Annotated in this window: 24 protein-coding genes; 17 read left to right on the forward strand and 7 right to left on the reverse strand. The window is 47.1% G+C overall.

Annotated elements, in window-relative coordinates:
* Positions 1 to 285 precede the first annotated feature (285 nt).
* A complete protein-coding gene (gene argS / locus AC2CG4_RS02745; protein WP_484484796.1) occupies positions 286 to 2025 on the reverse strand; it encodes an arginine--tRNA ligase in 1740 nt (579 codons plus the stop codon).
* Positions 2026 to 2214: 189 nt separating this feature from the next.
* On the opposite strand from argS, the gene AC2CG4_RS02750 reads away from it, so the two are divergent.
* The 3 genes from AC2CG4_RS02750 to AC2CG4_RS02760 all read left to right on the forward strand — a co-directional run bounded on the left by AC2CG4_RS02750 (position 2215) and on the right by AC2CG4_RS02760 (position 6037).
* Positions 2215 to 2994, forward strand: a complete 780-nt coding sequence (locus AC2CG4_RS02750; protein ID WP_484484797.1) for an enoyl-CoA hydratase — start codon at positions 2215 to 2217, stop codon at positions 2992 to 2994.
* 23 nt (positions 2995 to 3017) lie between these two features.
* Positions 3018 to 3842 (forward strand): SDR family oxidoreductase, encoded by an 825-nt coding sequence (locus tag AC2CG4_RS02755; protein WP_484484798.1) that lies wholly within the window; start codon positions 3018 to 3020, stop codon positions 3840 to 3842.
* A gap of 350 nt (positions 3843 to 4192) precedes the next feature.
* Positions 4193 to 6037, forward strand: a complete 1845-nt coding sequence (locus tag AC2CG4_RS02760) for a cellulose binding domain-containing protein (protein WP_484484799.1) — start codon at positions 4193 to 4195, stop codon at positions 6035 to 6037.
* A gap of 46 nt (positions 6038 to 6083) precedes the next feature.
* Here AC2CG4_RS02760 and AC2CG4_RS02765 read toward each other — a convergent pair whose 3' ends face one another.
* Positions 6084 to 6875, reverse strand: coding sequence for a glutaminyl-peptide cyclotransferase (locus AC2CG4_RS02765; protein ID WP_484484800.1), 792 nt, complete (start codon positions 6873 to 6875; stop codon positions 6084 to 6086).
* A gap of 34 nt (positions 6876 to 6909) precedes the next feature.
* Here AC2CG4_RS02765 and AC2CG4_RS02770 point away from each other — a divergent pair, with 34 nt between their 5' ends.
* On the forward strand, positions 6910 to 7539 hold the full coding sequence (locus AC2CG4_RS02770; protein WP_484484801.1) for a DUF502 domain-containing protein: 630 nt from the start codon (positions 6910 to 6912) through the stop codon (positions 7537 to 7539).
* A gap of 54 nt (positions 7540 to 7593) precedes the next feature.
* Here AC2CG4_RS02770 and AC2CG4_RS02775 read toward each other — a convergent pair whose 3' ends face one another.
* The 5 genes from AC2CG4_RS02775 to trmL form a co-directional block, all read right to left on the reverse strand.
* Positions 7594 to 8034 carry a late competence development ComFB family protein gene (locus AC2CG4_RS02775; RefSeq protein WP_484484802.1) on the reverse strand — a complete coding sequence of 147 codons (441 nt, stop codon included), beginning with the start codon at positions 8032 to 8034 and terminating at the stop codon, positions 7594 to 7596.
* A 50-nt stretch (positions 8035 to 8084) separates the two neighbouring features.
* Complete coding sequence (gene mnmC, locus AC2CG4_RS02780) at positions 8085 to 10124, reverse strand: bifunctional tRNA (5-methylaminomethyl-2-thiouridine)(34)-methyltransferase MnmC2/FAD-dependent 5-carboxymethylaminomethyl-2-thiouridine(34) oxidoreductase MnmC1 (RefSeq protein ID WP_484484803.1); 2040 nt, start codon at positions 10122 to 10124, stop codon at positions 8085 to 8087.
* Entirely contained in the window at positions 10121 to 10657 is a 537-nt protein-coding gene (gene fldB / locus AC2CG4_RS02785) for a flavodoxin FldB (RefSeq protein ID WP_484484804.1), read from the reverse strand. The genes mnmC and fldB overlap by 4 nt, the downstream gene beginning before the upstream one ends.
* Before the next feature lie 67 nt (positions 10658 to 10724).
* Positions 10725 to 11171, reverse strand: coding sequence for a flavodoxin domain-containing protein (locus AC2CG4_RS02790; protein WP_484484805.1), 447 nt, complete (start codon positions 11169 to 11171; stop codon positions 10725 to 10727).
* A 42-nt stretch (positions 11172 to 11213) separates the two neighbouring features.
* Positions 11214 to 11678 (reverse strand): tRNA (uridine(34)/cytosine(34)/5-carboxymethylaminomethyluridine(34)-2'-O)-methyltransferase TrmL, encoded by a 465-nt coding sequence (gene trmL, locus AC2CG4_RS02795; protein WP_484484806.1) that lies wholly within the window; start codon positions 11676 to 11678, stop codon positions 11214 to 11216.
* A gap of 170 nt (positions 11679 to 11848) precedes the next feature.
* Here trmL and pilM point away from each other — a divergent pair, with 170 nt between their 5' ends.
* The 13 genes from pilM to AC2CG4_RS02860 all read left to right on the forward strand — a co-directional run bounded on the left by pilM (position 11849) and on the right by AC2CG4_RS02860 (position 23494).
* On the forward strand, positions 11849 to 12790 hold the full coding sequence (pilM, locus tag AC2CG4_RS02800) for a type IV pilus biogenesis protein PilM (RefSeq protein ID WP_484484807.1): 942 nt from the start codon (positions 11849 to 11851) through the stop codon (positions 12788 to 12790).
* 1 nt (position 12791) lies between these two features.
* On the forward strand, positions 12792 to 13460 hold the full coding sequence (locus tag AC2CG4_RS02805; RefSeq protein ID WP_484484808.1) for an MSHA biogenesis protein MshI: 669 nt from the start codon (positions 12792 to 12794) through the stop codon (positions 13458 to 13460).
* The gene (locus tag AC2CG4_RS02810) at positions 13460 to 14140 is read left to right on the forward strand and encodes an MSHA biogenesis protein MshJ (protein ID WP_484484809.1); all 681 of its coding nucleotides are present in this window, start codon (positions 13460 to 13462) and stop codon (positions 14138 to 14140) included. Before AC2CG4_RS02805 ends, AC2CG4_RS02810 begins: the two co-directional genes overlap by 1 nt.
* Positions 14133 to 14474, forward strand: coding sequence for a hypothetical protein (locus tag AC2CG4_RS02815; protein WP_484484810.1), 342 nt, complete (start codon positions 14133 to 14135; stop codon positions 14472 to 14474). Before AC2CG4_RS02810 ends, AC2CG4_RS02815 begins: the two co-directional genes overlap by 8 nt.
* Positions 14475 to 14503: 29 nt before the next feature.
* A complete protein-coding gene (mshL, locus tag AC2CG4_RS02820) occupies positions 14504 to 16294 on the forward strand; it encodes a pilus (MSHA type) biogenesis protein MshL (RefSeq protein ID WP_484484811.1) in 1791 nt (596 codons plus the stop codon).
* 61 nt (positions 16295 to 16355) lie between these two features.
* Entirely contained in the window at positions 16356 to 17276 is a 921-nt protein-coding gene (locus AC2CG4_RS02825) for an ExeA family protein (RefSeq protein ID WP_484484812.1), read from the forward strand.
* Positions 17273 to 18496: a hypothetical protein gene (locus AC2CG4_RS02830; protein ID WP_484484813.1), complete on the forward strand. Its 1224-nt coding sequence runs from the start codon at positions 17273 to 17275 to the stop codon at positions 18494 to 18496. Before AC2CG4_RS02825 ends, AC2CG4_RS02830 begins: the two co-directional genes overlap by 4 nt.
* 44 nt (positions 18497 to 18540) lie before the next feature.
* A complete protein-coding gene (locus tag AC2CG4_RS02835; RefSeq protein WP_484484814.1) occupies positions 18541 to 20259 on the forward strand; it encodes a GspE/PulE family protein in 1719 nt (572 codons plus the stop codon).
* A gap of 21 nt (positions 20260 to 20280) precedes the next feature.
* Positions 20281 to 21501 (forward strand): type II secretion system F family protein, encoded by a 1221-nt coding sequence (locus AC2CG4_RS02840; RefSeq protein ID WP_484484815.1) that lies wholly within the window; start codon positions 20281 to 20283, stop codon positions 21499 to 21501.
* Between the two features lie 7 nt (positions 21502 to 21508).
* Entirely contained in the window at positions 21509 to 22039 is a 531-nt protein-coding gene (locus AC2CG4_RS02845; protein WP_484484816.1) for a hypothetical protein, read from the forward strand.
* A gap of 176 nt (positions 22040 to 22215) precedes the next feature.
* On the forward strand, positions 22216 to 22605 hold the full coding sequence (locus AC2CG4_RS02850) for a type II secretion system protein (protein ID WP_484484817.1): 390 nt from the start codon (positions 22216 to 22218) through the stop codon (positions 22603 to 22605).
* 24 nt (positions 22606 to 22629) lie between these two features.
* Positions 22630 to 23058, forward strand: a complete 429-nt coding sequence (locus tag AC2CG4_RS02855; protein WP_484484818.1) for a prepilin-type N-terminal cleavage/methylation domain-containing protein — start codon at positions 22630 to 22632, stop codon at positions 23056 to 23058.
* Positions 23048 to 23494 carry a type IV pilus modification PilV family protein gene (locus AC2CG4_RS02860; RefSeq protein WP_484484819.1) on the forward strand — a complete coding sequence of 149 codons (447 nt, stop codon included), beginning with the start codon at positions 23048 to 23050 and terminating at the stop codon, positions 23492 to 23494. Before AC2CG4_RS02855 ends, AC2CG4_RS02860 begins: the two co-directional genes overlap by 11 nt.
* Position 23495 lies beyond the last annotated feature (1 nt).

The raw sequence follows: 23495 nt of genomic DNA on the forward strand, positions 1-23495 counted from the left end.
AGTAATTTGAGGTTGGGCGCTGATTAATCTAGTTTGAATTGATGCTTAGGTTGGTTTGATGAAAAGGTTTAGTGGTGGGTGTAAATATATAAATCAAGAGTGCGGCTGCATAAGAGTGAATAGTAAGAAAGCTTATACCGCGTATAACCATTCTTGGCAAATCAGAGTGAGCTTAGTGTGCTAGTGAGCACAAGGAGGCATTTGCCCACTTTACTTTAAAATAAGGTGGGCAAAAAAAATTTCCGAATGCGCTTTGGGATGTCTAGCTAGATAAATACTTATTTATTACATTTTCTCCATTACTTCAATACCCAACAAATCCAACCCTTGTGCAATGGTTTTTGCCACCAAATGACACAAGCGTAAACGGCTGTCGCGCAATTCTGGTGCGACACCATCTTTAAGGATGGGGCAGGCTTCGTAGAAGGTCATGTATAAACTGGCGATTTCATATAAATAAGTACAGAGAAAATGAGGCATGGCTTCCCGTGCGACTTGATCTAATACTTCACTGAATTGTAGCAGTTTGATCGCGAGGGTTTTTTCTTGTTCGGTGCCAATTAAAATCGCGCTAGTGATCGATTCAGGTGTAACACCGGCTTTGCGGAAAATACTTTGTACGCGGGTAAAGGCGTATTGCAAATAGGGCGCAGTATTACCTTCAAAACTGAGCATGGATTCCCAGCTAAATACGTAATCGTTGGTGCGCGTTTTACACAAATCGGCGTACTTTACTGAGCCTATGCCGACCTTGCGGCCAATTTCTGCAACTTCGCCGGCGCTAAGTTCGGAATTTTTTTCGCTTACCAAAGCAGTTGCGCGTTCAACGGCTTCAGTCAACAACTCGGCGAGTTTTACTGTGCCGCCGGTGCGGGTTTTAAAGGGTTTTCCGTCACTGCCCATCATTGTGCCGAAGGCCAAGTGTTCAAGGCTCACTGATTCGTCCACAAATTTTGCTTTGCGTGAGAGCGTAAATACTTGCTGCATATGCAATGACTGACGCGCATCAATAAAATACATAATGCGATTAGCGTTAAGCGTTTTTATGCGGTAACGCAGTGCCGCCAAATCAGTGGTGGCGTACAAAAATCCTCCGCCTTGTTTTTGAATTAGCATCGGCGATGGATTGCCTTCTTTATCGGCGAGTTCTTGCAGAAATACAACTTGCGCTCCGTCGCTCTCAACGGCCAAACCTTGTTCTTGTAGTTCTTTTACAACAGGTGCGAGATCATTGTTGTAAAAGCTTTCACCGCGCACATCGCTATCTTTTAGGGTGACGTTGAGCTGCTGATAAATTTCGGTGCTGTGATGCAGGGAGATGGTTTTAAACTGCTCCCAGAGTTTTAACATCTGTGCATCGCCGGATTGCAAACGCACTACATAGTCGCGCGCCTTATTGGCGAAGGTTTCGTCATCGTCAAAGTGTTTTTTGGCTTGTTGGTAAAACACTTCCAAATCTTTGAGTGCCATGGCTTCATCGCCCTTGGCTCCCAATTGTTCTTCCAGCTCGGCAATCAACATGCCGAATTGTGTGCCCCAGTCGCCCACATGGTTTTGGCGAATGACATTGTGGCCCTGGAACTCCAGCAGGCGGGCGAGGGCGTCACCGATAATGGTGGAGCGCAAATGGCCCACGTGCATTTCTTTGGCGAGGTTGGGGCCGGAATAGTCGATCACTACATTCTGTGGTTCGGCGACCTGCTCAACCTGCAGGCGTGCATCGGTTTGAGCCTTGGCGATTTGTTCGCCCAGCCACTCGGGGTTGAGGTCGATATTGATAAAGCCGGGGCCGGCGATTTCCAGCTTTTCTGCAATGCCATCCAACTTCAGTGCGGCGACAATTTTACCGGCCAGTTCGCGCGGGTTAGTGCTCATGGCTTTAGCCGCGCCCATGGCGCAGTTGGCTTGATAATCGCCAAAACCAGCTTTTTTACCTGGGGCAATTAATGCGGGTAAGCCAGCGGGAACGCCTACAGCGGCCATGGCAGACAGGACTTTCTGATTAAGTAATTCGCGGATATTCATAAAGTAAGGGAATCGCTAAAGGCTGAAGAAATAAGGGCTGGAATTGTACCCGCCGAGGGTGGGCGATGCCATCTTTTATAGGTTTGTGCGGCCTCGCTGCGCATACTGGGTGAGTTTGTCTATACTCATACGACTCTTTTATCCAGCTTGTTCCAATTTCCATTAACGACCCCTATGAAGGAACCGATAATGATAACTAGCCCTATTCCCCAGATTCTCACCCAGCTTGAAAACCGTGTCCTCACTCTGAGCTTTAATCGTCCTGAACGAAAGAATGCCCTGACCCTTGCCATGTATGGCGCCTTGGCCGATTTGATTAAAGCCGCCGATGGCGATAACGAGGTGCGCGTGGTGGTATTAACGGGCACCGATGAATTTTTTACTAGTGGCAATGATCTGATGGATTTTATGAATGAACCGGAGATTCATGAGAAGCATCCGGTGGTGCGCTTTATGGATGCTTTGCGTTATTGCAGCAAGCCCGTTGTTGCAGTGGTGCGTGGCCACGCTGTGGGGATTGGTACGACCATGTTGCTGCATTGCGATTTGGTCTACGCCGCAAACGATGCGCGCCTGCAACTGCCGTTTGTCAATTTGGGCTTGTGTCCGGAGTATGCCAGCAGTTATTTGGTGCCGCGTTTAGTGGGTCAACAAAAAGCAGCGGAGTTGTTTTTATTGGGTGAATCTTTTTCTGGCGCCGAAGCAGCAGCATTAGGTTTGGTTTCTCAAGCTGTTCCCGAAGTGGAGTTAACGGAGTTTGCGCGCGCCAAAATCGCCCGCCTTGCCTTGCAGCCGCCGGGCGCCGTACGCCGCACCAAAGCCTTGTTGCGTGCGGCGACCAGCCTAGCCGTGGATTCCTCACTAAGTACGGAATATGCCGGTTTCGCGGCGGGCTTGGCATCCGATGAATGCAAAGAATCAGTGACTGCTTTTTTTGAAAAGCGTGCACCGGATTTTTCCCGCTTTTAATAAAAATACCCTGAGAAAATCTTATGAATACTCCGTTTGATTTCAAAAATAAAAATGTGCTTGTCGTGGGTGGTACCAGTGGCATCAATCGCGGTATTGCAGAAACCTTTGCGAAAGCTGGCGCGCGTGTTGCTGTGGTGAGCCGCACACAGGACAAGGTGGACGACACTATTGCATCCTTAAAAAATTGCGGTGCTGCGGATGCTCGCGGTTTTGCCGCTGACGTCCGCGAAGTAGAGGCGGTCAAAAATGGTGTGGCCGAGATTGCGGCTGCATGGGGAAAACTGGATGTGGTTGTGTCGGGCGCGGCGGGAAATTTTCCCGCACTAGCGATGGGTATGTCACCCAACGGATTTCGCTCGGTGATCGAAATCGATTTGCTCGGTACTTTTCATGTGATGCAGGCGGTTTATCCTCATCTGCAAAAACCGGGCGCATCGATTATCAATATATCGGCACCACAAGCAGAAGTTCCCATGGCGGGGCAAAGCCATGTATGCGCTGCTAAAGCGGGGGTGGATATGATTACCCGCACTCTGTGTTTGGAATGGGGTGCAGAGGGTATTCGTATTAACTCTATTATTCCCGGCCCGATTGATAATACCGAAGGCATGAAACGTTTGGCGCCTAATGAAGCAATTCGTGCTGCAGTAACAAAATCAGTTCCGTTGCAACGCATGGGTTCCACTGATGATATTGCCAATGCTTGTTTGTTTTTAGCGTCTGATTTTGCCAGCTATATCAGTGGTGCTGTTATTCCGGTTGATGGCGGTTGGGCACAGGGTGGCGCCGCTTTAGTAGGGGCAGGTTTGGCTGAGATGTTGAAATCTAAACCGGTTTCTACTTAGCAGCATAAATTCTTTTCCATAGGCAAAATTTAACTCGATTCTCCGCAAAAATTGCAGGCCACTTCGCAATTTTTTCGGGGGAGTGGCTTTTAAAGTAATTGCGTCCTGGTGATTATCCATGCATGCTGCATAACAATAATAAAAAATTCGACTGAGCTAGTAAGTATTTTTATTCTAATAATAATTGTTCGACGTCCGATCCAGTATCAATAGTATTTTGATTCGAAGGTGAGAGAACCTCCCGCCAAAGATCCTGCTGCGTGCTTGACATCAATCACATCAAGTTTGTGCAGTTTTTAAATGGCGTTCAAAAAATTCTGTCTTATCCATACTGGTTAAAAGGAAATGTTATGAAAAATTTTTCATGTAGTAAGATATTCCAATTGAAAAAGGCCTTAGCCGTTACAAGTCTCGGTCTTCTGGCTGCGCCTGTGTTGGCTCAGCCGCCTGCTGCGCCATTATTCTGGAGTGTTCAGAGCGGTAAATTGTTAGATCCTCAGGGCAATCCTTTTGTATTTCGCGGCGTGACAATTGATCACACCTTGGCGCCAGAGAAAACAATCCAAGCGATAAAAGATGTTGCTGCATTGGGGGCAAATTCTGCGCAGATTGAGTTTGCTATTAAACCTGTATGGGTGTCTGGTGAGTTCCCGCGTGAGGCAATATTGCAGCTGCGCGAGATCATCAAGACCTGTAAAGATAGCAAACTGGTTTGCGTGTTAGAGGCAAACGATGCCAGTGGTTATACCCAAGGCCCTGGTTCGGAAAGTCCTTCGGCCATTGCTAACTACTGGGGCATTTCTGATATGCGCGACGCGCTGAATGGTGCGCAGTCGCATATTATCATTGGTTTCAGTAATCAAATATTTGACATGAGCATTCCTAGCCAAGAATATCAAGTGCGTATGAATACTTATTTGGGAGAGCTAAGAAGTGCGTTGCCTACAGGATTTATGGTGATGATTGATGGGAACAAATGGGGGCAGGATACTGATAATGGCATGCTGCAATTTGCGCAATCAAATATCGCATCGGGTAGCTATTTGAATAGCAGTGTTATTTATTCCATTGATATGTTCGATGCCTACACAGATCCGGCGAAAGCGCGTGACTATATCGCCAAGTTTACGCAAATTGGCGCCCCGTTGGTTGTGGGCGGTTTTGGTCCTGCCCCGTATTATCATCCGCATAACAATGCACCACGTCCTGCTGTTGTTTATGATTTGCCTAAAGAGTCGGTGATGCAATACGCAGAGCAATATGGTGCCGGTTATTTTGGTTGGAGCTGGAGTGGAAATAAAAATCCAGCATTAGATTTGGTGGCTAATTGGAATCCAAACAGCCTGACTACTTGGGGTAACACACTATTTAATGGCGCAAATGGTATTAAGGCAACCGCAAAACCGGCGAGTATTTTTATCAAGAGTTCAAGCAGCAGTTCCAGCAGCAGTTCAGTGCCTGTCAATCAACCTCCTGTAGCCGCCATTACCTACAACTTTGAAACTGTGCGTTGCGGATCCTGGTACGGCAATGTAACTGCTTCCGGTTCTTTTGATCCGGATGGGGATCCACTGACTTATCAATGGGATATCAGTGGTTACGGAAGCTCGATCACATCGACTGAACCTTCTGTGCGTTTTTATATGCAGCCGCCGCATTCTTACACCATCAAGTTAACGGTAAGTGATGGTAGAGGTGGGGTGACTAGCACGTCGATTGTTCGTAATCATACGAATTCAGACAATTGTATAGGTTCAAGCTCCTCGATAATTAGATCATCAAGCTCATCGATCATTCCGTCCAGTTCATCTGTACCTTCGGTTGTTTCATCAAGTTCGTCTAGACCCTCCAGTGTTTCCAGTTCCTCGCGCAGCTCTTCCAGTGCGATAGCGGTAGGTAACTGCAGTTATGTGATTAACAGCCAATGGAATAATGGTTTTACAGCCGCAATCCGCATTAAAAATAATGGCTCACAGCCAATCAATGGTTGGAATGTAAATTGGCAGTATAGCGATGGTTCAAAAGTGACTAATCTTTGGAATGCTTCGCTGTCTGGCTCTAATCCCTATGCTGCAAATAATTTGAGCTGGAATTCAACTATCCAGCCAGGTCAAACCATTGAGTTTGGTTTTCAGGGAAGTAAAGGCGCTGGCGCTGCAACTATTCCAGCGGTGACAGGAAGTGTTTGCCAATAGGAGTTATTAATGAATTGATATTGCCCCGCCTGGTGCGGGGCTTTTTTTACTGCGAAATTCGAATCAAAAACATTTTCGGCCAGAGCTTTCCGGTAATCCAAAATGCTTGTTGTTTTTCATCCCACGCAATGCCGTTTAATACCTTCTCGCTGTTGTTGAGTTGCAGTGTTTGTTTCAGCCCAGATAGATCCATTTCGCCCATTACATTTCCAGTGACTGGATCAATTTTTATAATGCGATCCTGATACCAAATATTGGCCCAGATAAATCCCCCCGCAAACTCCAATTCATTCAGTTGCGAAATGGGCTTGCCCGCGTCAGTTACCTTTAGTGTTTTGGTGATGGTGAAATCGTCCGGGTTGTGAAAGTACAATGCATCGCTGCCATCGCTGCGGATAAGTTGTTTGCCATCTTCGGTCAAGCCCCAGCCTTCTCCTTTGTAGGTAATGCTCTTTTCGTAATTGAGTGTGGTTTTATCGTAAATCAATAGAGTTTGCTCTTGCCAGGTGAGCAGATAAAGTTTGTCGCCCAGAAGTGCCAGCCCTTCAGCAAAATAGCGTCCGGGAATGGTTTGTTTTTTAGTAAAAGGCGCCGATATTTTTGCCCATGTGCTGGCGGGTTCTGCGATAGGGTAACTGACCAGCAGGGATTGGTTATAGAGGCCGCTGCTTTCATAAAAATGATCGCCATCCACCAACAGGCCCTGGGTAAAAAGAGTGGGTTTGTGCGTGCGCTCGGAGATCAATTCATAGGCGATTGATTCGGCTGCGATCGCTGGGGCAAGGTTCGCTATAAACAATAAGCTAGTGCACAATAGTGCGCAAAGTGTTTGTCTCACTCGGAATTCCATCTTTATTTGAAAGGCTCTCATCATGAAGCGTTTGCGTTCGTTTGTCAGCATTACCCTGATCGGTGGATTTATGGTAATCCTGCCAATAGCGATTTTTATGTGGTTGGTTGAATGGTTGTTGGGGATAGTGAGTTCACTGATTGAGCCGCTCAGTGTTTGGTTAGTGGAACAGACGGCATTTACCAATTTTATGGCCGATGTGCTGGGCGTTTTGTTATTGCTCAGCGCTTGTTTTTTGATTGGTTTGTTTATTAAAACCAGTGTGGGTGAATGGGTTCACGACCAAATTGATGCATGGCTAACCCGTTTGGCGCCCGGCTATAAAACGATTCGCGAAATCGTGTCCCAGTTATTGGGTGGCGAGGGGAATACCTCGCTGTTAAAAGGCGAGGTGTGTCGCGCGTATTTGATGGGTCGCGCTGCCGGAGTGTCGGTAACGGCGATTGTGACCGCTAAACACAGTAATGGTGACGTCACCGTTTATGTGCCTACCGCGCCTATTCCTACTTCGGGATTTGTTTATCATTTGTCAGCTGAATGCGTGGATCTATTGCCGCACATTAATGTAGAAACTGCCATGCGCACCGTGATCGCTTGCGGCAGTGGGTCACAGATCATCTCGGGGGATGCGGTAGTAGGATCAGTGAAATAGGGGTTGACTAAGGGCGATAAAAACCGAAGTTGGTTCTTATCGCCCAAGATCGAGTCATGACTTTTTCTTGCTGGCCTTCGCTTTCGGAGCAGCTTTGGCCGGTTTTACGTCCTCTCCCGCGTTTTTGCTGCCGGCTTTTGCGGGTTTGTCCGCACGGGTAGAGATTAACGAGACCTCTACGGCGGGCAATTTAGGATTTTCACCGCGCTCGCGGCTTTCCACGTAGTTCAATGCTTCTGTCACTGCCTGCTCAACTTTGCGTTCAATTTCCATCATGTCCTGCGGTGACATAAAAAACGTCATGTCGACATCGTGGCGAATGTAGCGAGGCGGCAGGCGATTCAAGGCTACGCAGGCCACATCTGCGAGAAAATCCCGGTCGCCCTGCTGGACTCGCTCGCTTTGGTCGTGCACTTCCTGTACCACCAGTCGCTCATAGTAATTGTGCAAAAAATCGACGTCATCGTCCAAAACATAGGTGCGGTTGGTCAGCATAAGGTTACCTCTCTTTAGGGAATGCTAAAGAGTATAGACAGGGTTTTCCCTTAGCGTTTGTTCTTGATGAGGTCGCGAATTAAAAAACGCCCCGGATTTAACGCGTTGGCGAGTTCTCGTGGCAGCGGCAATGTTTCCTGATTGATCTGCGCTGCTAATAATTCTGCACATAAGGGCGTGTAAGCCAAACCACGTGAGCCGTGGCCGATGTTGATAAACAAACCTGAGTGGTAACGCCCAGTTTTATGGATTGCGGCGCGCGCATTTTTGCGCAGAGGGGCAAAGTCCTCCAGCATGGCCTGTTCATCAGGTACTGCTCCTATCAGCGGCAAATAGTCGGGCAGGGTGCAGCGAAAGGCTACGCGCCCTAGTAAATTTTCAAGCGTCAAATCGCGCCATTCATTCAATAAATCTGGCAGCGGCGAACGCAGGTTTTCCAAATTGGTGTGATGATCTTCTGCGCGCAGCTCGCGGGTATCGTCTTTTAAATTGAAGGTCGCGCCGGTGCAGTGTTCGCCGTTTGTGGCGGGGCCGATATAACCTTCGCTGCAAACGACTGTTTTGAGTGGGCTGCTTGCATTTGTTTGCGGAAGATAGGTTATTTGCCCGCGAATCGATTTGATTGGCAAGTGCTGCGTTAGCGCAAACGCTTTAGCATCGTTGGCATTGGCAATAATCACTATCGGTGCGCTGAGTTCGGGGTTGTTATTAATTTGCCAATGTTCACTCCGTTGTTCCAATACCAGTGCGGCGCGTTCAGTAATAATTTTTATGGCGGGGTGATTGGTGAGGGTTTCGCAGAGTTTGCGCGGATTAATCCAACCGGCGTTGGGAAAATACAATGCACTTTGCGGAAGTGTTACCCCAGCAATCGCTGTTGCTTGCGCAGCATCGACAAATTGCACCAGTTCATCGGCGGCTGAAAATTTTTCGTGCAATTGCTGATGCAGCTGTTGTTCCGATTCGCAGTGCGCCAGTTGCAGCACGCCACATTGCTCGCCTATATCATTCCATCGTGATCGATAAAACTGTTGTGCAAACTGCAACGCATGCAAATTAAATTCTGCCTGCGCTTCACTTTTGGGTGATAGCTTTGCGTAGAGCACACCTTGCGGGTTGCCCGATGCTTCTTGTGCAAGTGCTGCATGGCGCTCCACCAAAGTAATTTTCCAGCCGCGTTCGGCCAAGGCGCGCGCGCTAGTGCAGCCCGCTAATCCTCCGCCAATAACCAATGCATGTTTTTTTTCAGCGACAGTATTTGTATTGATCGTCCAGGGCACAGGGTAGGGTGAGTAGCTGCGCGGTTGCAGTGAATCTTGGTAATCAATCGCTGGCGCTTGTTCCATGCAGGCTTTTATCATTTCGCGCTTGCGCCCAAAACCCGGCACTTTTTGGATGTTGAATCCCGCCAGTTTCAAACCTTGTTTAACAATGCCTGCCGCACTAAAAGTTGCGGCGGTTGTACCTGTTTGACTGAGTTGGCGAATCGCGGTAAATAATGCATCGCTCCACATTTGCGGATTTTTTGATGGCGCAAAACCATCTAAAAACCAGGCATCAATTTTGGCGCACTGGCTGGCAAAAGCGGGGTGGGTGGTGGCGAGTAATTGGGCAAAACCAGTGGCGGCGTCATTAATAATCAACGTTAGTTTGATGCGACCATCCATAAAACTCAGGCGATGAAAGCCGGTGCCGACAAAGGTGGGATAGGCGGCGAGCAGTTGTGCGATAAATTCATCCAGCTCGGGCCAGAGTGCCAAGGCGCGCTGTAAATCCGGTTTGGTCAGCGGAAATTTTTCCACGCTGACAAAATGCAATTGTGCGCTGGCAGGCGCGGTGTTCAACCACAATTGCCAAGCGGCTAAAAAATTTAATCCAGAACCAAAACCGGTTTCGGCAATGGTGAAGTATTCGCCAGCTGTAAGTTGCTGCCAGCGCTCGCTTAATTGATTGTGCTGCAAAAAAACGTGGCGCGTTTCTTCTAGCCCATTGGCGCGGGAAAAATACACATCGCCAAATACGCTGGATACTGGCTGACCATCTTCATCCCACTGTAATTGGGCGTGGCCGATGCTGGATGAATCACTCACAAACCAAACTCTTCCACAATTTGTGTGCACCACTGCTGGATGCGCGCATCGCTCAATTGAAATTCGGTTTCGTCGTCTAATGCGAGGCCAACAAAATATTGCTCATCGGGCGTGAGTGCTTTGGATGCTTCAAACACATAACCCGCGCGCGGCCAGTAACCGCAGGGAGTTGCACCGCGATGCACGAGTTTGCTATGCAAATAACCCATCGCATCCAAAAACCATTCGGGGTAGCCAACCTGATCACCCAAACCATAAATGGCAACTTTTTTGCCGCTGAAATCAAGTGTATCCAATTCGTCCCAAATATCTTCCCAGTCTTCTTGCAGCTCGCCGTAATCCCAGGTGGGAATGCCAAAAATTAAATAATCGTAAAATTGGGTTTGAATAATCGGGGTGTCGGCGATATTAAAAACATCCACGCGCTCTTCGCCGATCAGTGCGTGCAGTGAGTTGCGGATTTTTTCACCCGCCATTTCGGTGTAGCAGGTAGACGTGCCGTAAAACAGGCCTATGGTTGTGGTTTCACTCATATCGATCACTTACGTTTCATCACATCGCTAATGACGGGCATCAACTCAGTTAATACACATAGATTAGTTACAGCAGCTTTGCCCAATCCTGCACCCACTCGCGCGCTAGTGTCGCTGCATCGTCACCACTGCTAGCGTCCAGCACTAATGGCTCGCCAATACGCTGTGCACCCAGATCTTCAAAGGCTGCATCCAGCAAGCGCCCAGCTTCGTTAAACGTGGTGTAACAGCTATCGCCGAGATTGACCACGCCGTAGCGGCGCCCGGCAATACGTGGAAAATCGCGGGTGAGATGCAAATACAGCGGTTGGATATTATCGGGCAATTCGCCTGAACCGGTATTGGAATGGCACAAAAGGATGATTTCATCCGGGTCGCGCGCCAGATCCTCTGCGCGTGCGTAAGTATTCAAACTGACTTCGTGGCCGAGTTTGCCCAGTTCTTCGCTCAGAATTTCGCCTACTTGCTCGGCACCGCCATAGACACTGCCAATAAAAATCTGGATTTTGCTCATTACTCAATCTCTTCATTTATAGCGGCATTTGCCTGCCTGTTACTAAAGCGCGCCAGCATACCCCAATTGGCGCCAAGCTTCATAAACCATCACCGCCACCGCGTTGGATAAATTCATGCTTCTACTATTAGCGGCCATCGGGATGCGTAGAACTTGCTCGGCGGGCAGCGATTCGCGGATGTCTACCGGTAGCCCACGTGTTTCCGGCCCGAACAATAAATAATCACCGGATTGGAATTGCGCATCGCTGTGGCAGCGGGTGCCTTTGGTGCTGAGAGCAAATATTCGCGTGGGTTTTTCATCGGCCAAAAATGCTTCCCAGTTTTTATGCAGTTGTACGTCCTGCATTTCCCGATAGTCCATTCCAGCGCGGTTTACGCTTTTTTCATCCAATTTAAAGCCCAGCGGTTCAATTAAATGAAGTTGGCAGCCGGTATTGGCGGCGAGCCGGATGATGTTTCCCGTGTTGGGTGGAATTTCCGGCTCAAAAAGAACTATGTGCAGCATTTGGCGTTTTTTACCTTTATGGTCTATGTTCTTAGTTAAAGGTTATGTTTCCACGGTCAATTATAAGCAAGAGTTATTAGCTGTCCTGCACAATCTTTTCCGTTTAGTTAAAAGTTGATAGTGCAACCATTGTAAACCCGATAGGTGAGAGCCCCGATTTGAAGCAGCTTGTGAAAAAAGTAGCCAGCGTTTTGCGTGGTGCAAATGGCCATAATCAGGTTGTGGGTGTGGACTTTAGCACCACAGGCGTGGCTTTTGCACATATCCGCCGCCCTGCCACACAACAACCTTGTCTAGTGAACTGCGATTTTATCCCTGCTGAAACCGGTGTTGAATTAGCCGATCTTCTGCGTGCCCGGTTAACCAAGCTGGGTTTGCTGGGCGTGCCTTGTAATTTGGTGATGAGTCCGGGTAGCTATCAATTAATTTTGGGCGAAGCACCCAAGGTGCCCGCAGAAGAATTGGCGGAAGCATTGCGTTGGCGGATAAAAGATCTGGTGCAGTTTCCGATTGCTGAAGCTGTTGTCGATGCTTTCTTTCTGCCGGAAGACAGTGCCCGTGGTACCAGCCGTATGTCCTATGCTGTGGCCGCTCAACGCAAAAATATAGAGGCGGCAGTAGCGGCGATTAGCGCGACTGGCTTGAAATTAAACAAGATCGATATTCCTGAATTGGTACTGCGTAATTTGGCCGAAGACTGCTGCGATACAAAACGCGGTGTGGCGATTGTGAAACTTCAGCAAGGTGGCGGCAGTTTGCAAATTATTCGCGATGGTAATTTGTATTTATCCCGTCAGTTTTCGCTCTCTTATAACGCTGGCTTGCTCGATGATTTGCCCGGCGAGGCATTGGTGTTGGAGTTGCAGCGCTCGCTGGATTATTTTGAGCGACAAATGCGTCAGGTTCCACCGAGCCACATTTATCTCTGTGGGGAAAATGTGACGGCCGATAAATTAACGCCCAGTATTCGCAATGCCCTTGCGGTAACCATAAACTTGCTCGATCTCACCAGTGGCTTACAGATTGCTGATGGAATTCCCGAACATATTTGCTCGCTCGCGTTACATGCGATAGGTGCCGCGCTGCGCCAAGATCAAGTGGAGCAAGGCTAATATGCAACAGATCAATTTATATTTGCCGGAGTTTCAGCCCAATCGCGAGCCCCTGCGCAGCGTGCAAATGCTATGGGGTTTGGGTCTATTCGTTTTATTGTTGGTGATTGTTAGCGCTTATAGTGCAAATTCCAATCGTGAGCGCGAATTAGCCTTGGAGCAAAGCCGCGCGCAAGTAGAAGAGCTTAAAGCGCGTATTGTGCAATTGGAGCAACAGCGCCCGCGCAATAATCTCGTCGAGCTTGATCAGCAAATTGTACAGCTAATGCAAGAACTGGATCGACGCAAACAAATATTTTCGATAATCGCCAATAAGGACTTGGGCAATAACACAGGCTTTTCCGCACATCTGCAAGCCTTGGGGCGGCAATCTTTGGATACGGTAAGTCTTTCAGTGTTTTCACTCCAGTCGGGTGGCAACTACGCTGAGTTTGCCGGTAAAACACGTGCAGCAGATCAAATTCCTTTATATATACAGCGTTTGCGCAGTGAAGCTGTGTTTGCTCAGGCGGCCTTTGGTGTGCTCAATATTGAACCGGTAAAAAGTAATCCGGGGTTATTTGAGTTTTCGCTCGCCAAACAAAACGCAACCAAAAATATGCAGTTGAAAGAAAAAACTGCAGTGCAGATGTTGTTGGAACTAAATGAAAAAGCACGAGGTACACCTTAATGCCTCCAGCAATAAAAGATCTATTTGAAAAAATTGATAGCCGCATCTTGCGCGAGCGGATATTGATTTTTATTACGCTGCTCGCCGTGGTATTTCTGTTGTGGAATTTTCTGGTGCAGGCAAACTTTGATCGCGATCGCAAAGCCTTGCAAGCGGAGGCCGATAATATTGCCAGTGAGCAGCGCTCACTCGAAACACAAATCAACTCTCTTGCGATGGCAATGGCGAGTGATCCGGCTATCGCAAAACATAACGAAATTCGCAAGCTCAATACTGATATTGATGTGGTGGAAACTAAGCTGTCAGGCTTGTCGCAAGGATTGATCAGTGCTGAACAGCTACCTAAGGTATTGGAAGAGGTGTTATTACGCACCGCCAGTGTGAAACTGTTGCAGGTGCGCACGTTAGCGGCTTCAGAATTGCAGTTAGCGTCTGGAGTAAGCGATGCAAAGGATGAAGGTAAAATACATGCAAGTGGTACTGGCGTTTATAAGCATGGGGTGCTGATTCGTGTTGCCGGAAACTATGCGCAGTTAATCCAATTGATGACCGAAATAGAGGCGCTGCAATGGAAGTTTTATTGGGAGTCACTTGATTACACAGTAAAACAATATCCCAACGCAGAGATCGATATCCGGGTATTCACTCTGAGTTCAGAGGAGGGGCTGCTAGGTGTATAAAATTATTGCAATTTGTTTGAGTGCAGCACTGCTCAGTAGCGAAGTGGGGGCTGAGGCTAATACATCTGATGTGCGAGACCCAACAACGCCGTTAGGGCATGTCGCCGTTAATACTTCTGGTAATGCGGTGCAACAATTTACGCTAAATTCTATTTTAATTAGTCCGCAGCGAAAACTCGCCATCATTAATGGTAATACGTTACACGAAGGGCAGCTAATCCCTGGGTCAGCTAATGTAAGAGTACAGCGCATTTCGGCGCAGGGAGTTGTGTTGCTGCAGGCCGAAAAAACCCGGACGCTGCGTTTATCACCCAGCATTATAAAAAGACATTAATCGATCAAAAAATATTTGAGGCAGTGACAATGTTCACCAACCCTAAAAAGCTTTCCTGCGTTGCATTAGCTGTATTTATGCTTAATGCATGTTCAACCAATAATAGTGACAAACGGTTAGTAACTGAAAACGCAATGGATCAAGTAGTTGAACAGCAGCGTGAACAAAAAGCCGCGGCCAAAGTTGTGCCGCCAGAAGTGAATAAAGCACTGCTCGATAATCAAGCGTTACGAACAAATGGTGCGGTGAAAAACAGCTATGAACGTTTTGACGTCTCCGTGCGCAATGTGGCTGCTAAAGATTTCTTTCTTGGGCTGGTAAATGGTACTGGCGTCAATGTGGTGGTACATCCGGATGTGCACGGCAGTGTGACGCTCGATTTGAAAAATGTCACGGTTGATGATGTGCTGCGTGTTACTCGCGATATTTATGGTTACGAATTTAAAAAAGAGCGTGGCATTTACACTATTTACGCCAATGCTATGCGCACTGAAGTATTTCAGATTAATTATTTGGATGTGCAGCGCGTAGGTGTTTCAGATACAAGTGTGATGATTGGTCGGGCGCAAGCATCCGGTAATAATTCGAATTCCAATTCAAATTCCGGTGGGGGGAATAGTGGCGGTAGTGATACTGCAAATTTGCTGGGCATGATTGAAAGTGCAAGACAAGGCGAAAGCAGCGGTGGCTCCGGTTCAGCATTAACCCCGGGTTCCCGCGTACAAACATTAAACCGGACTGATTTTTGGGCTTCGCTGGAAAAAACGCTGGTTTCTATTATCGGCGGTGAAACAGAAAGCCGCTCGGTTATGATTACGCCACAAGCCGGAATGGTAGTTGTGAAGGCTATGCCAAATGAATTAAGTGCTGTGCGCACCTTCCTTGAGCGCTCGGAATTAAGTATTAAACGGCAGGTTATTTTGGAGGCAAAGATTTTAGAAGTTCGTCTAAGTGAAGGGTTTGAAGCGGGTGTAAATTGGGGCGCGATTAGCGGACAAATATCGGCTGCAAAAAACCTTCAGGATGGCTTTGCTCTAAATACCGATGGCACTTCATCCGTAGATGAGTTTAGAGATCTGACTATTACACGAATTTTCACTAATCCAGACGGAACAAGAGAAGTTATCTCAACCGATGGGCGCGAGCGTATCGGTGGCACAGTAGCTGGTTTAATACAAGTTACCGATATAACAAAATTGTTATCGCTATTGGAAACCCAAGGTAGCGTGCAAGTGCTTTCTAGTCCGCGTGTTTCTACAGTAAATAATCAAAAAGCTGTTATACGTGTAGGCTCCGATGAGTATTTTGTAACCGGTATTTCCAGCAATCAGACATCCAATGCAGCCACCACAACCAACACGCCTAATATCGAACTCTCCTCTTTTTTTAGTGGCATATCACTTGATGTAACACCCCAAATCTCTGAGACAGGCGAGGTGATTCTGCATATCCATCCTGTGGTGAGTGAAGTAACCGATCAGCAAAAAGTATTTACAGTGGGCGATCAGGAGTTTGCATTGCCTCTGGCGCTACGCGGTGTACGCGAGTCAGATAGTATTGTGAAAGCGGCCAACGGGCAGGTTATTGTGCTTGGTGGCCTGATGACTGAGTCGACTAATAATGTCGATGGAAAACGCCCGTTGCTCGGTGATATTCCTGGCGTAAATGCATTATTTCGTACCAAAAATAAACGTAAATCAAAAACAGAACTAGTGATTTTGCTGCGCCCAATTGTTGTTGATGATAAAACCTGGGATGCGCAACTGAATGACGCACAGAATAGTATGCAGAGTATTGGTGATGCCTATCGTAAGCAGTAAAAAGGTTTAGTAAGTAGAAATAAATAGCAAATGCACAGAGTGTTTGCCTGAGAGGCTTTCCATGTATCGTCAACATTTTGGATTACAGGAGCATCCGTTTTCGTTAACACCGGACACCCAGTTTTATTTTAATAGCCAGAGTCACCGTGAAGTGTTGAGTACACTCGTGCTGGCTCTGCGCCACAGCGAAGGGTTTATTAAAATTGTGGGGGAGGTTGGCACCGGTAAAACTCTGCTGAGTCGAAAATTATTGGCAAGCCTCGGCGATAATTTTATCACTGCCTATATCCCTAATCCCTATTTGACTCCCGATGAGCTCAAATGGTTTTTGGCCGAGGAAATCGGCATTTCTTACTCGCCTGAAATTCCCTCCTACCAGCTGTTAAAAGATATCAATTTACGTTTGGTTGAGCTTGCCCAACAAAAGCGGCAGGTTGTACTGATTGTGGATGAGGCGCAAGCCATGCCGCGTGAAACTATCGAAGCGCTGCGGTTGTTGACTAATCTTGAAACTGAGAAAAGCAAATTGCTGCAGGTTGTTTTGTTTGGGCAGCCAGAGCTGGATGAGTTGTTGGATCGCCCGGACTTGCGCCAACTTAAGCAGCGCATTGTTTTTGCCGAGTATTTACAGACAATTCCCAAAAAAAATCTGGCGGATTACCTAGCCTATCGATTGAGCTCTGCGGGTTACCGCGGCGCCTCTTTATTCTCATATTCTGCAATAAATTTGTTGTATAAAGCATCCGGTGGTGTGCCGCGTTTGATTAATGTGATGGCGCACAAGGCAATGCTTGCAGCTTATGGGCAGGCGGCCAAACGTGTTAATCGCAACCATATGGTGCGCGCAATCAGCGATACTGCTGAGAGTAAATCATTGGGGCGTTGGTTAGCGCGGCGCGATTATTGGTTGTGGCCTATGTTGGCCGCTAGTGCAGCAGCGATTATTGTTTTGGCCCCGGGTTTGTTGGGGAGCACCTCATGAGTTTGCTTAACGACATGCTGAGGGATCTCTCCCACCAACAAAAAATAACGGATCCAGTTTCGGTTGCGCCGCAATCGAGCGTTGATTTCCAGGCGGAAGAGCAACGCGAATTATTTTATAACTCCAGTGCAGCAAAGCCTTTGCCGCGCACGCTACTGCCTAGTTTGATTATATTTTTTCTAGTATTAGCCATTCTTGTGTTTTGGAAACTGAAGCCAGCTACGCAAGAAGCTGCGGATGAACCGTTGAATACATTACCCGTTGCTGAGCAAGTTCAAGTGAAGAGTAAATCCGTTGCACTAGATGAACCGAGTGAAGTTGAGCGAATTATTGTTGCACCTGCAGTTTCGGCGCCGGAATTAGGTGAGCGAATTGCTGCGCTGGAATCTGCGATTACACAATTATCAACTGTGGTTGCCAATGCAAATATTCAACCGGCTAGCGATGAAATTGTCGTAGCGACAAACGAACCTCAAACCCAAAATGCCAATGCAGATCTGCAAGTGGTTGAGCGAGAGCTGCAAGCCGAACACGCGCCTGTAGAATCAACGGAAGAAAATTTAACGTCTGTCAGTATTCAAGAACCATTTGTCGCGTCAGTGGTAGGGCGTGAAATGGTGCAGGGCGAACCAGCGTTGTCAATTACACCCAATGCCAAGTGGCAAGATCAGCAGCAAGTGCAACAGGCGAATCAATTAATCGCGCAAGGGCAGGTGGATATTGCGATAGAAAAACTGCGGCATTTTATTACAGCCGCCATACAGCCACGTGAATCGGTAAAAGCATTGCTGGATATTTTTGCGACGCAAGAGCGCACTGAAGCGATGCAGTCACTCTTGTTGCAAGCGGATTATTTGCCGGTAGTTGAGCGAATTTTTTATGAGGCAAAAATAGCTGTTATTCAACAACAGGATGCACAGGCTATTCAGCTTTTGGAAACACATATGCAAGAGGCGGAGCAGGATGAAAATTACCGTGCGTTACTGGCTGGCTTGTATCAGCGCACAGGAATGAATCTGGAGGCGGCTAATCATTATCGCCGCTTGCTCAGCGTGTTTGGTGATAAGCCCGCTTATTGGTTGGGGTTTGCACTGGCACAGGATGCCCTTAACCAACCACAGGTGGCTGCGCAAGCTTATCAGCGGGTAAACCAATATGCCGACTTGCAGCCGCAAGTACGTACCTATGTTCAGCAGCGAATTGCTGCGCTGCAGCAATAATTTTTATTGCTACATCATTAACACTAATAGTTGGTTAAACAGTTATGACTAACAATTTTTCGCAAAAACGTATTCGGATCGGCGATTTACTGGTCGAGAAAAATATGATTTCGGAAACCCAGTTGCAACACGCTTTGCAAGAGCAAAAACTCACTGGGCGAAAGCTGGGTGCCACCTTGGTGGAACTTGGTTACGTTGAAGAAAATGCGCTATTGAGTTTGTTGTCGGCGCAATTGGATATTCCATTTGTGGAATTAAAACAATTTCGTTTTGATCGCGATTTGGTACAGCAATTACCGGAAACCAGTGCGCGTCGTTACCGTGTAATGCTGCTGCGCGAAGATTTTGATGGTCTTCTGCTGGGTATGGCTGACCCGACGGATATTTTCTGTTTGGATGAATTGCAGCGTATTTTGCAAAAGAATCTTAAACCGGCGGTGGTGCGTGAATCAGAGCTGCTGGATATTCTGGATATCGCGTATACCCGCGCTAGTGAAATCGCCACGCTTGCCGGTGAGCTTGATGAAGAGCTGCAAGAGTCTGCGTTGGATTTGGCTGATTTTGCTGTTGATGCCACAGACAGCGAAGCACCGGTAGTCAAACTACTGCAGAAAATATTTGAAGAGGCGATCAATACTAAAGCCTCGGATATTCATATCGAGCCCGATGAAAAAGTGCTGCGCATCCGCAATCGTATCGATGGCGTGTTGTTAGAGCAGGTGATGAATGAAAAACGTATTGCCTCTGCTTTGGTGGTTCGTTTGAAACTTATGTCAGGTATGGATATTTCAGAGAAACGTTTGCCGCAAGATGGCCGCTTTAATTTAAAAGTGAAACATCACAATATCGATGTGCGTATTTCGACTATGCCAGTGCAATTTGGTGAGTCAGTGGTAATGCGTCTGCTTGATCAAACAGATGGCGTTCGCCCCTTAAGTAACGTGGGCATGCCAGATTATTTGATTGATCGTTTTCGCAAAGCCATCACACGCCCGCATGGATTGGTATTGGTAACCGGCCCTACAGGTAGCGGTAAGACGACCACGCTTTATGGCGCTTTGTCAGAGTTAAATAAACCCGAGAAAAAAATCATCACCGTTGAAGATCCCGTCGAATATCGTCTGCCGCGGATTAGCCAAGTGCAGCTGCATGAAAAAATCGGTTTGAATTTTGCCAGTGTATTGCGCGCAACACTGCGTCAGGATCCGGATATTTTATTGGTTGGTGAGATTCGCGACGCGGAATCGGCAGAAATTGCGCTGCGTGCATCCATGACCGGCCATATGGTGTTATCAACCTTGCACACCAACGATGCGGTTACCTCTGCACTGCGTTTAATGGATATAGGTGTAGATGGCTACTTAGTGGCGACAGCACTAAAAGCAATCGTTGCACAGCGATTGGTGCGGCGTATCTGTACTAGCTGTGTTCAACCTTACACGCCTAATGCCAATGAGCGGCAGTTATTGGCAACCATTGGTAAAGGCCGTGATTTTAGCGGTGCTACATTTAAGCAGGGTACAGGTTGTCCTCATTGTCATAACACCGGTTATCGTGGGCGCATTGGTATTTTTGAAATGTTGGAATTAAATCTGGAAATGGCCGAAGCCTTGCGGGTGAATGATATTAATGGATTTACTCGTGCGGCTTACGCTGTTCCTAATTTTGTCACGCTGAGCGAAGCGGCATTGGGTTATGCAATAGAAGGTACAACTACACTTGAAGAAGTGATGAGTATATCCGCACAAATTGATGACATCTAAAATGTCGGGTAATAAATAACTATGGCAATTTACGAATTCAAAGGCCGCAATGTGGAAGGCCGTTTGATAACCGGGCAAGTGGATGCATCCAGTCAGGATGCCGCTGTCAATCAGTTATTGGGGCGCGGTGTAACACCGGTTGAAATTAAAGAATTTATTGAACAGCTGAGTTTGTCTGAAAAATTCGCGCGCGCGACAAATCGCGGGCGGGTGGAAACAGTTGAACTGATTATGTTCTGCCGTCAAATGCATACCATTACCCGCGCCGGTATTCCGTTGGTGAAAGGCTTGCGTGGATTATCGGCGTCGCTGCGAAATTATGCGTTTCAGCAGGCGTTGAATGATATTGTTGAACGATTGGAAGCGGGGGTGGAGTTGTCTACGGCAATGCGTGCGCACCCGAAAATATTTCATAATTTATTTGTCAGTTTGGTCAGTGTGGGGGAAAACTCAGGACGTTTGGATTTGGTGTTCAAGCAGCTGAGTGAATATATGGAGCGCGATTTGGCGACCATGAAAAGCATCAAAACTGCGTTGCGTTATCCTTCATTTGTACTGATTGCAATTTCTATTGCGATTGTAATTATCAATGTAAAGGTAATTCCTGCATTCGCGGGCATGTTTGCCAAGTTTGGTGCGCAGTTGCCGTTGCCAACACGCATACTGATCGGAGTATCTGATTTTTTTGTCAATTACTGGCTGTATCTTTTGGCTGCTGTAACGGTACTGGTTGCCTGGACTTATCACTACGTAAATACACCAGAGGGCAGCCGGGTATGGGGGCGTAAAAAACTGCGGCTGATTGTGGTGGGTGACATTATCGAGCGCGCATCTCTTGCGCGCTATGCCCGCTCATTTGGTCTAATGCTCAATGCTGGCTTGCCCCTTTCTAATGCGCTGGAGTTGAGCGCCCGTGCGGTAGATAACCCTTACCTTGGCGACAAAATTCGCGGTATTCGCGCAGGGGTGGAGCGTGGTGAGGGGTTATTTCAAACGCATTTGGTCAGCGGCATGTTTACCCCTTTGGTACTGCAAATGATTTCAGTGGGAGAGGAAAGCGGTCAAGTAGATACGCTGTTGGCAGAAGTTGCGGCTTTTTATGAAAGCGAAGTGGAATACGATGTAAAACAACTGAGCGATAGAATCGAGCCGATTATGATTGTAATTATGGCAGGTTTTGTCACGGTGATTGCCTTGGGTATCTTCCTGCCCATGTGGGATATGTACAACATTCAAAAGTGAGGCTTGTTTGATTCAAACTTATCACAATGGGCGATTCGAGTTTTTTGTCGTGGTGATCGTTATCGCGATTATTGCGCTTGCTGCACTCGGGCGTTATTCCTTAATGGCTAAAGATGCACGAATTTTGCGCTTGGAAATTATATCGCATCACTTTATGACCGGGGCAGTTAACGCCCGTGTCCAATATTTGTTAGAGAATGTGGTTAACAAAAAGAGTAAAGCGGAGCCACTTAAACTTGCAGGCACATTGGTTTATTTTTCTTCGCAAGGCTGGCCGGTATCCTTGGTTGGTCCGGTGGTTGCTGATTATCAACCAACCGATGAGGATTGCTTCCAGTTGTGGCAATTGCTTTTGCAAAACCCGGCTCCCATAACCAAAGGTGCGGATAGTGAGAGCCGCAATGAGTACCGGGTATTTGCACAGGCTAATAACTGTCGCTATGGATTCACTGATGGCACTGCTTATTTTGATTATTATATGTTGGATGGCAAATTACTTTTTACTCCAGTGAATAACGAAAAGATCATTATTAATTAGTCTGGAAACTGGCATTTTTGATGGTTTTAGCTATATTTTGTTTTAACCGAGAGTGTTTTTGTTCGCAAATTCGAAAGTATTTGTGAATTCAAGGAGGTATATCTTAAAAGGCTCGGCGGTATCGAGCTCGCTATTCATAGTTCACTTCATTTTTCTACTTGTACGGAGCTTTACTTATGAAACAACAATCTGGTTTTACCTTGATTGAATTAATTGCGGTAATCGTTATTCTCGGGATTTTAGCGGCTACGGCGCTGCCGAAATTTGTGGATCTTTCAGACGCGGCCGAAGAAGCTACCGTTAACGGTGTTGCGGGTGCCTTGGGTAGTGCGGCAGCACTTAACCATGCGAATAATATTGCTAAGGATGCGGGGCTTACTACAACCTCTGCTTTAACTACTGTTGCTAAATGCGATGATGTTAAAAATGCCCTTGATGGGGGTTTACCCTCTACAGATTATGTAATTACACCGGCAACGGCTATCGCAGAAGGGGCCTCACTTACATGCACGGTTACTTTTAAAGGTAAAACAGGTAACTTTACTGCTTATGGCGTCACACCTTAGTTTGTAAATGTCGTATGAGACTCCATGAAAAAAACAGCGCAGGGTTTTACATTAATTGAATTAGTTACTGTAATGATTCTGGTAGGTGTTATATCGGTTGTTGTTATTGCTCGCATAGATTCAGCAGGTACAGCGCCAGTGCAATCAGGCCGCGATGATCTCATCGCGGCTTTGTTTTTTGCGCAGCAGCAAGCCATGATGCGCAGTAATGTTACGTTGGTGCTTACCTCTAGCACCATCAGTGTTAATGAGAACAATACTCCAATTAAAGTCAGTACTGATTTTTACCCTCTAAAAGTGCCAGTTGGAGTCAGTTTGCCGGTATTGACCTTGAGTTACGATAAGTTAGGGCGTACAAATAAAACACAAATAGTGTTAACCGGTTCAGGTAATAGCAGTGGGGTAACTGCAACGATTCAAGTTGAAGCGAGTGGTTATGCATATGCGCAATAGATTGCTCGCAAATCGCATTCCAATATTGGGCGTTAGCCTGATTGAAATGATTGTGTTTATTGTGGTGGTCAGTATTGCACTGCTGGCGTTAGTGGGTGTTTATCGTCAAGCTACTATCAATAACATTGATCCCATTGTTCGCGTGAAAGCCTTGGAGGCTGCGCAGTCACTATTGGATGAAATACTCTCACTGAAATATTCCGAAAGCACGCCAACAGGCGGTGTTCCAGCTTGCTCTTCTTGTGATGATACTCCCGACACAAATATGAATGATGTGGATGATTACCGCAATTGGAGTGACACTCCCTATCCTGGTTATACCCGTTCAGTATCAGTCACCACTGATGCGGGTAATACCATAAAGCTCATTACCGTCAGCGTTTCCAGTCCCAGAGGCGAAACCATTTTGTTGGCTGCTGAGCGAGCAAATTTTTGAT

The sequence above is a fragment of the Cellvibrio sp. ATLC23 genome (genome assembly GCF_057196725.1).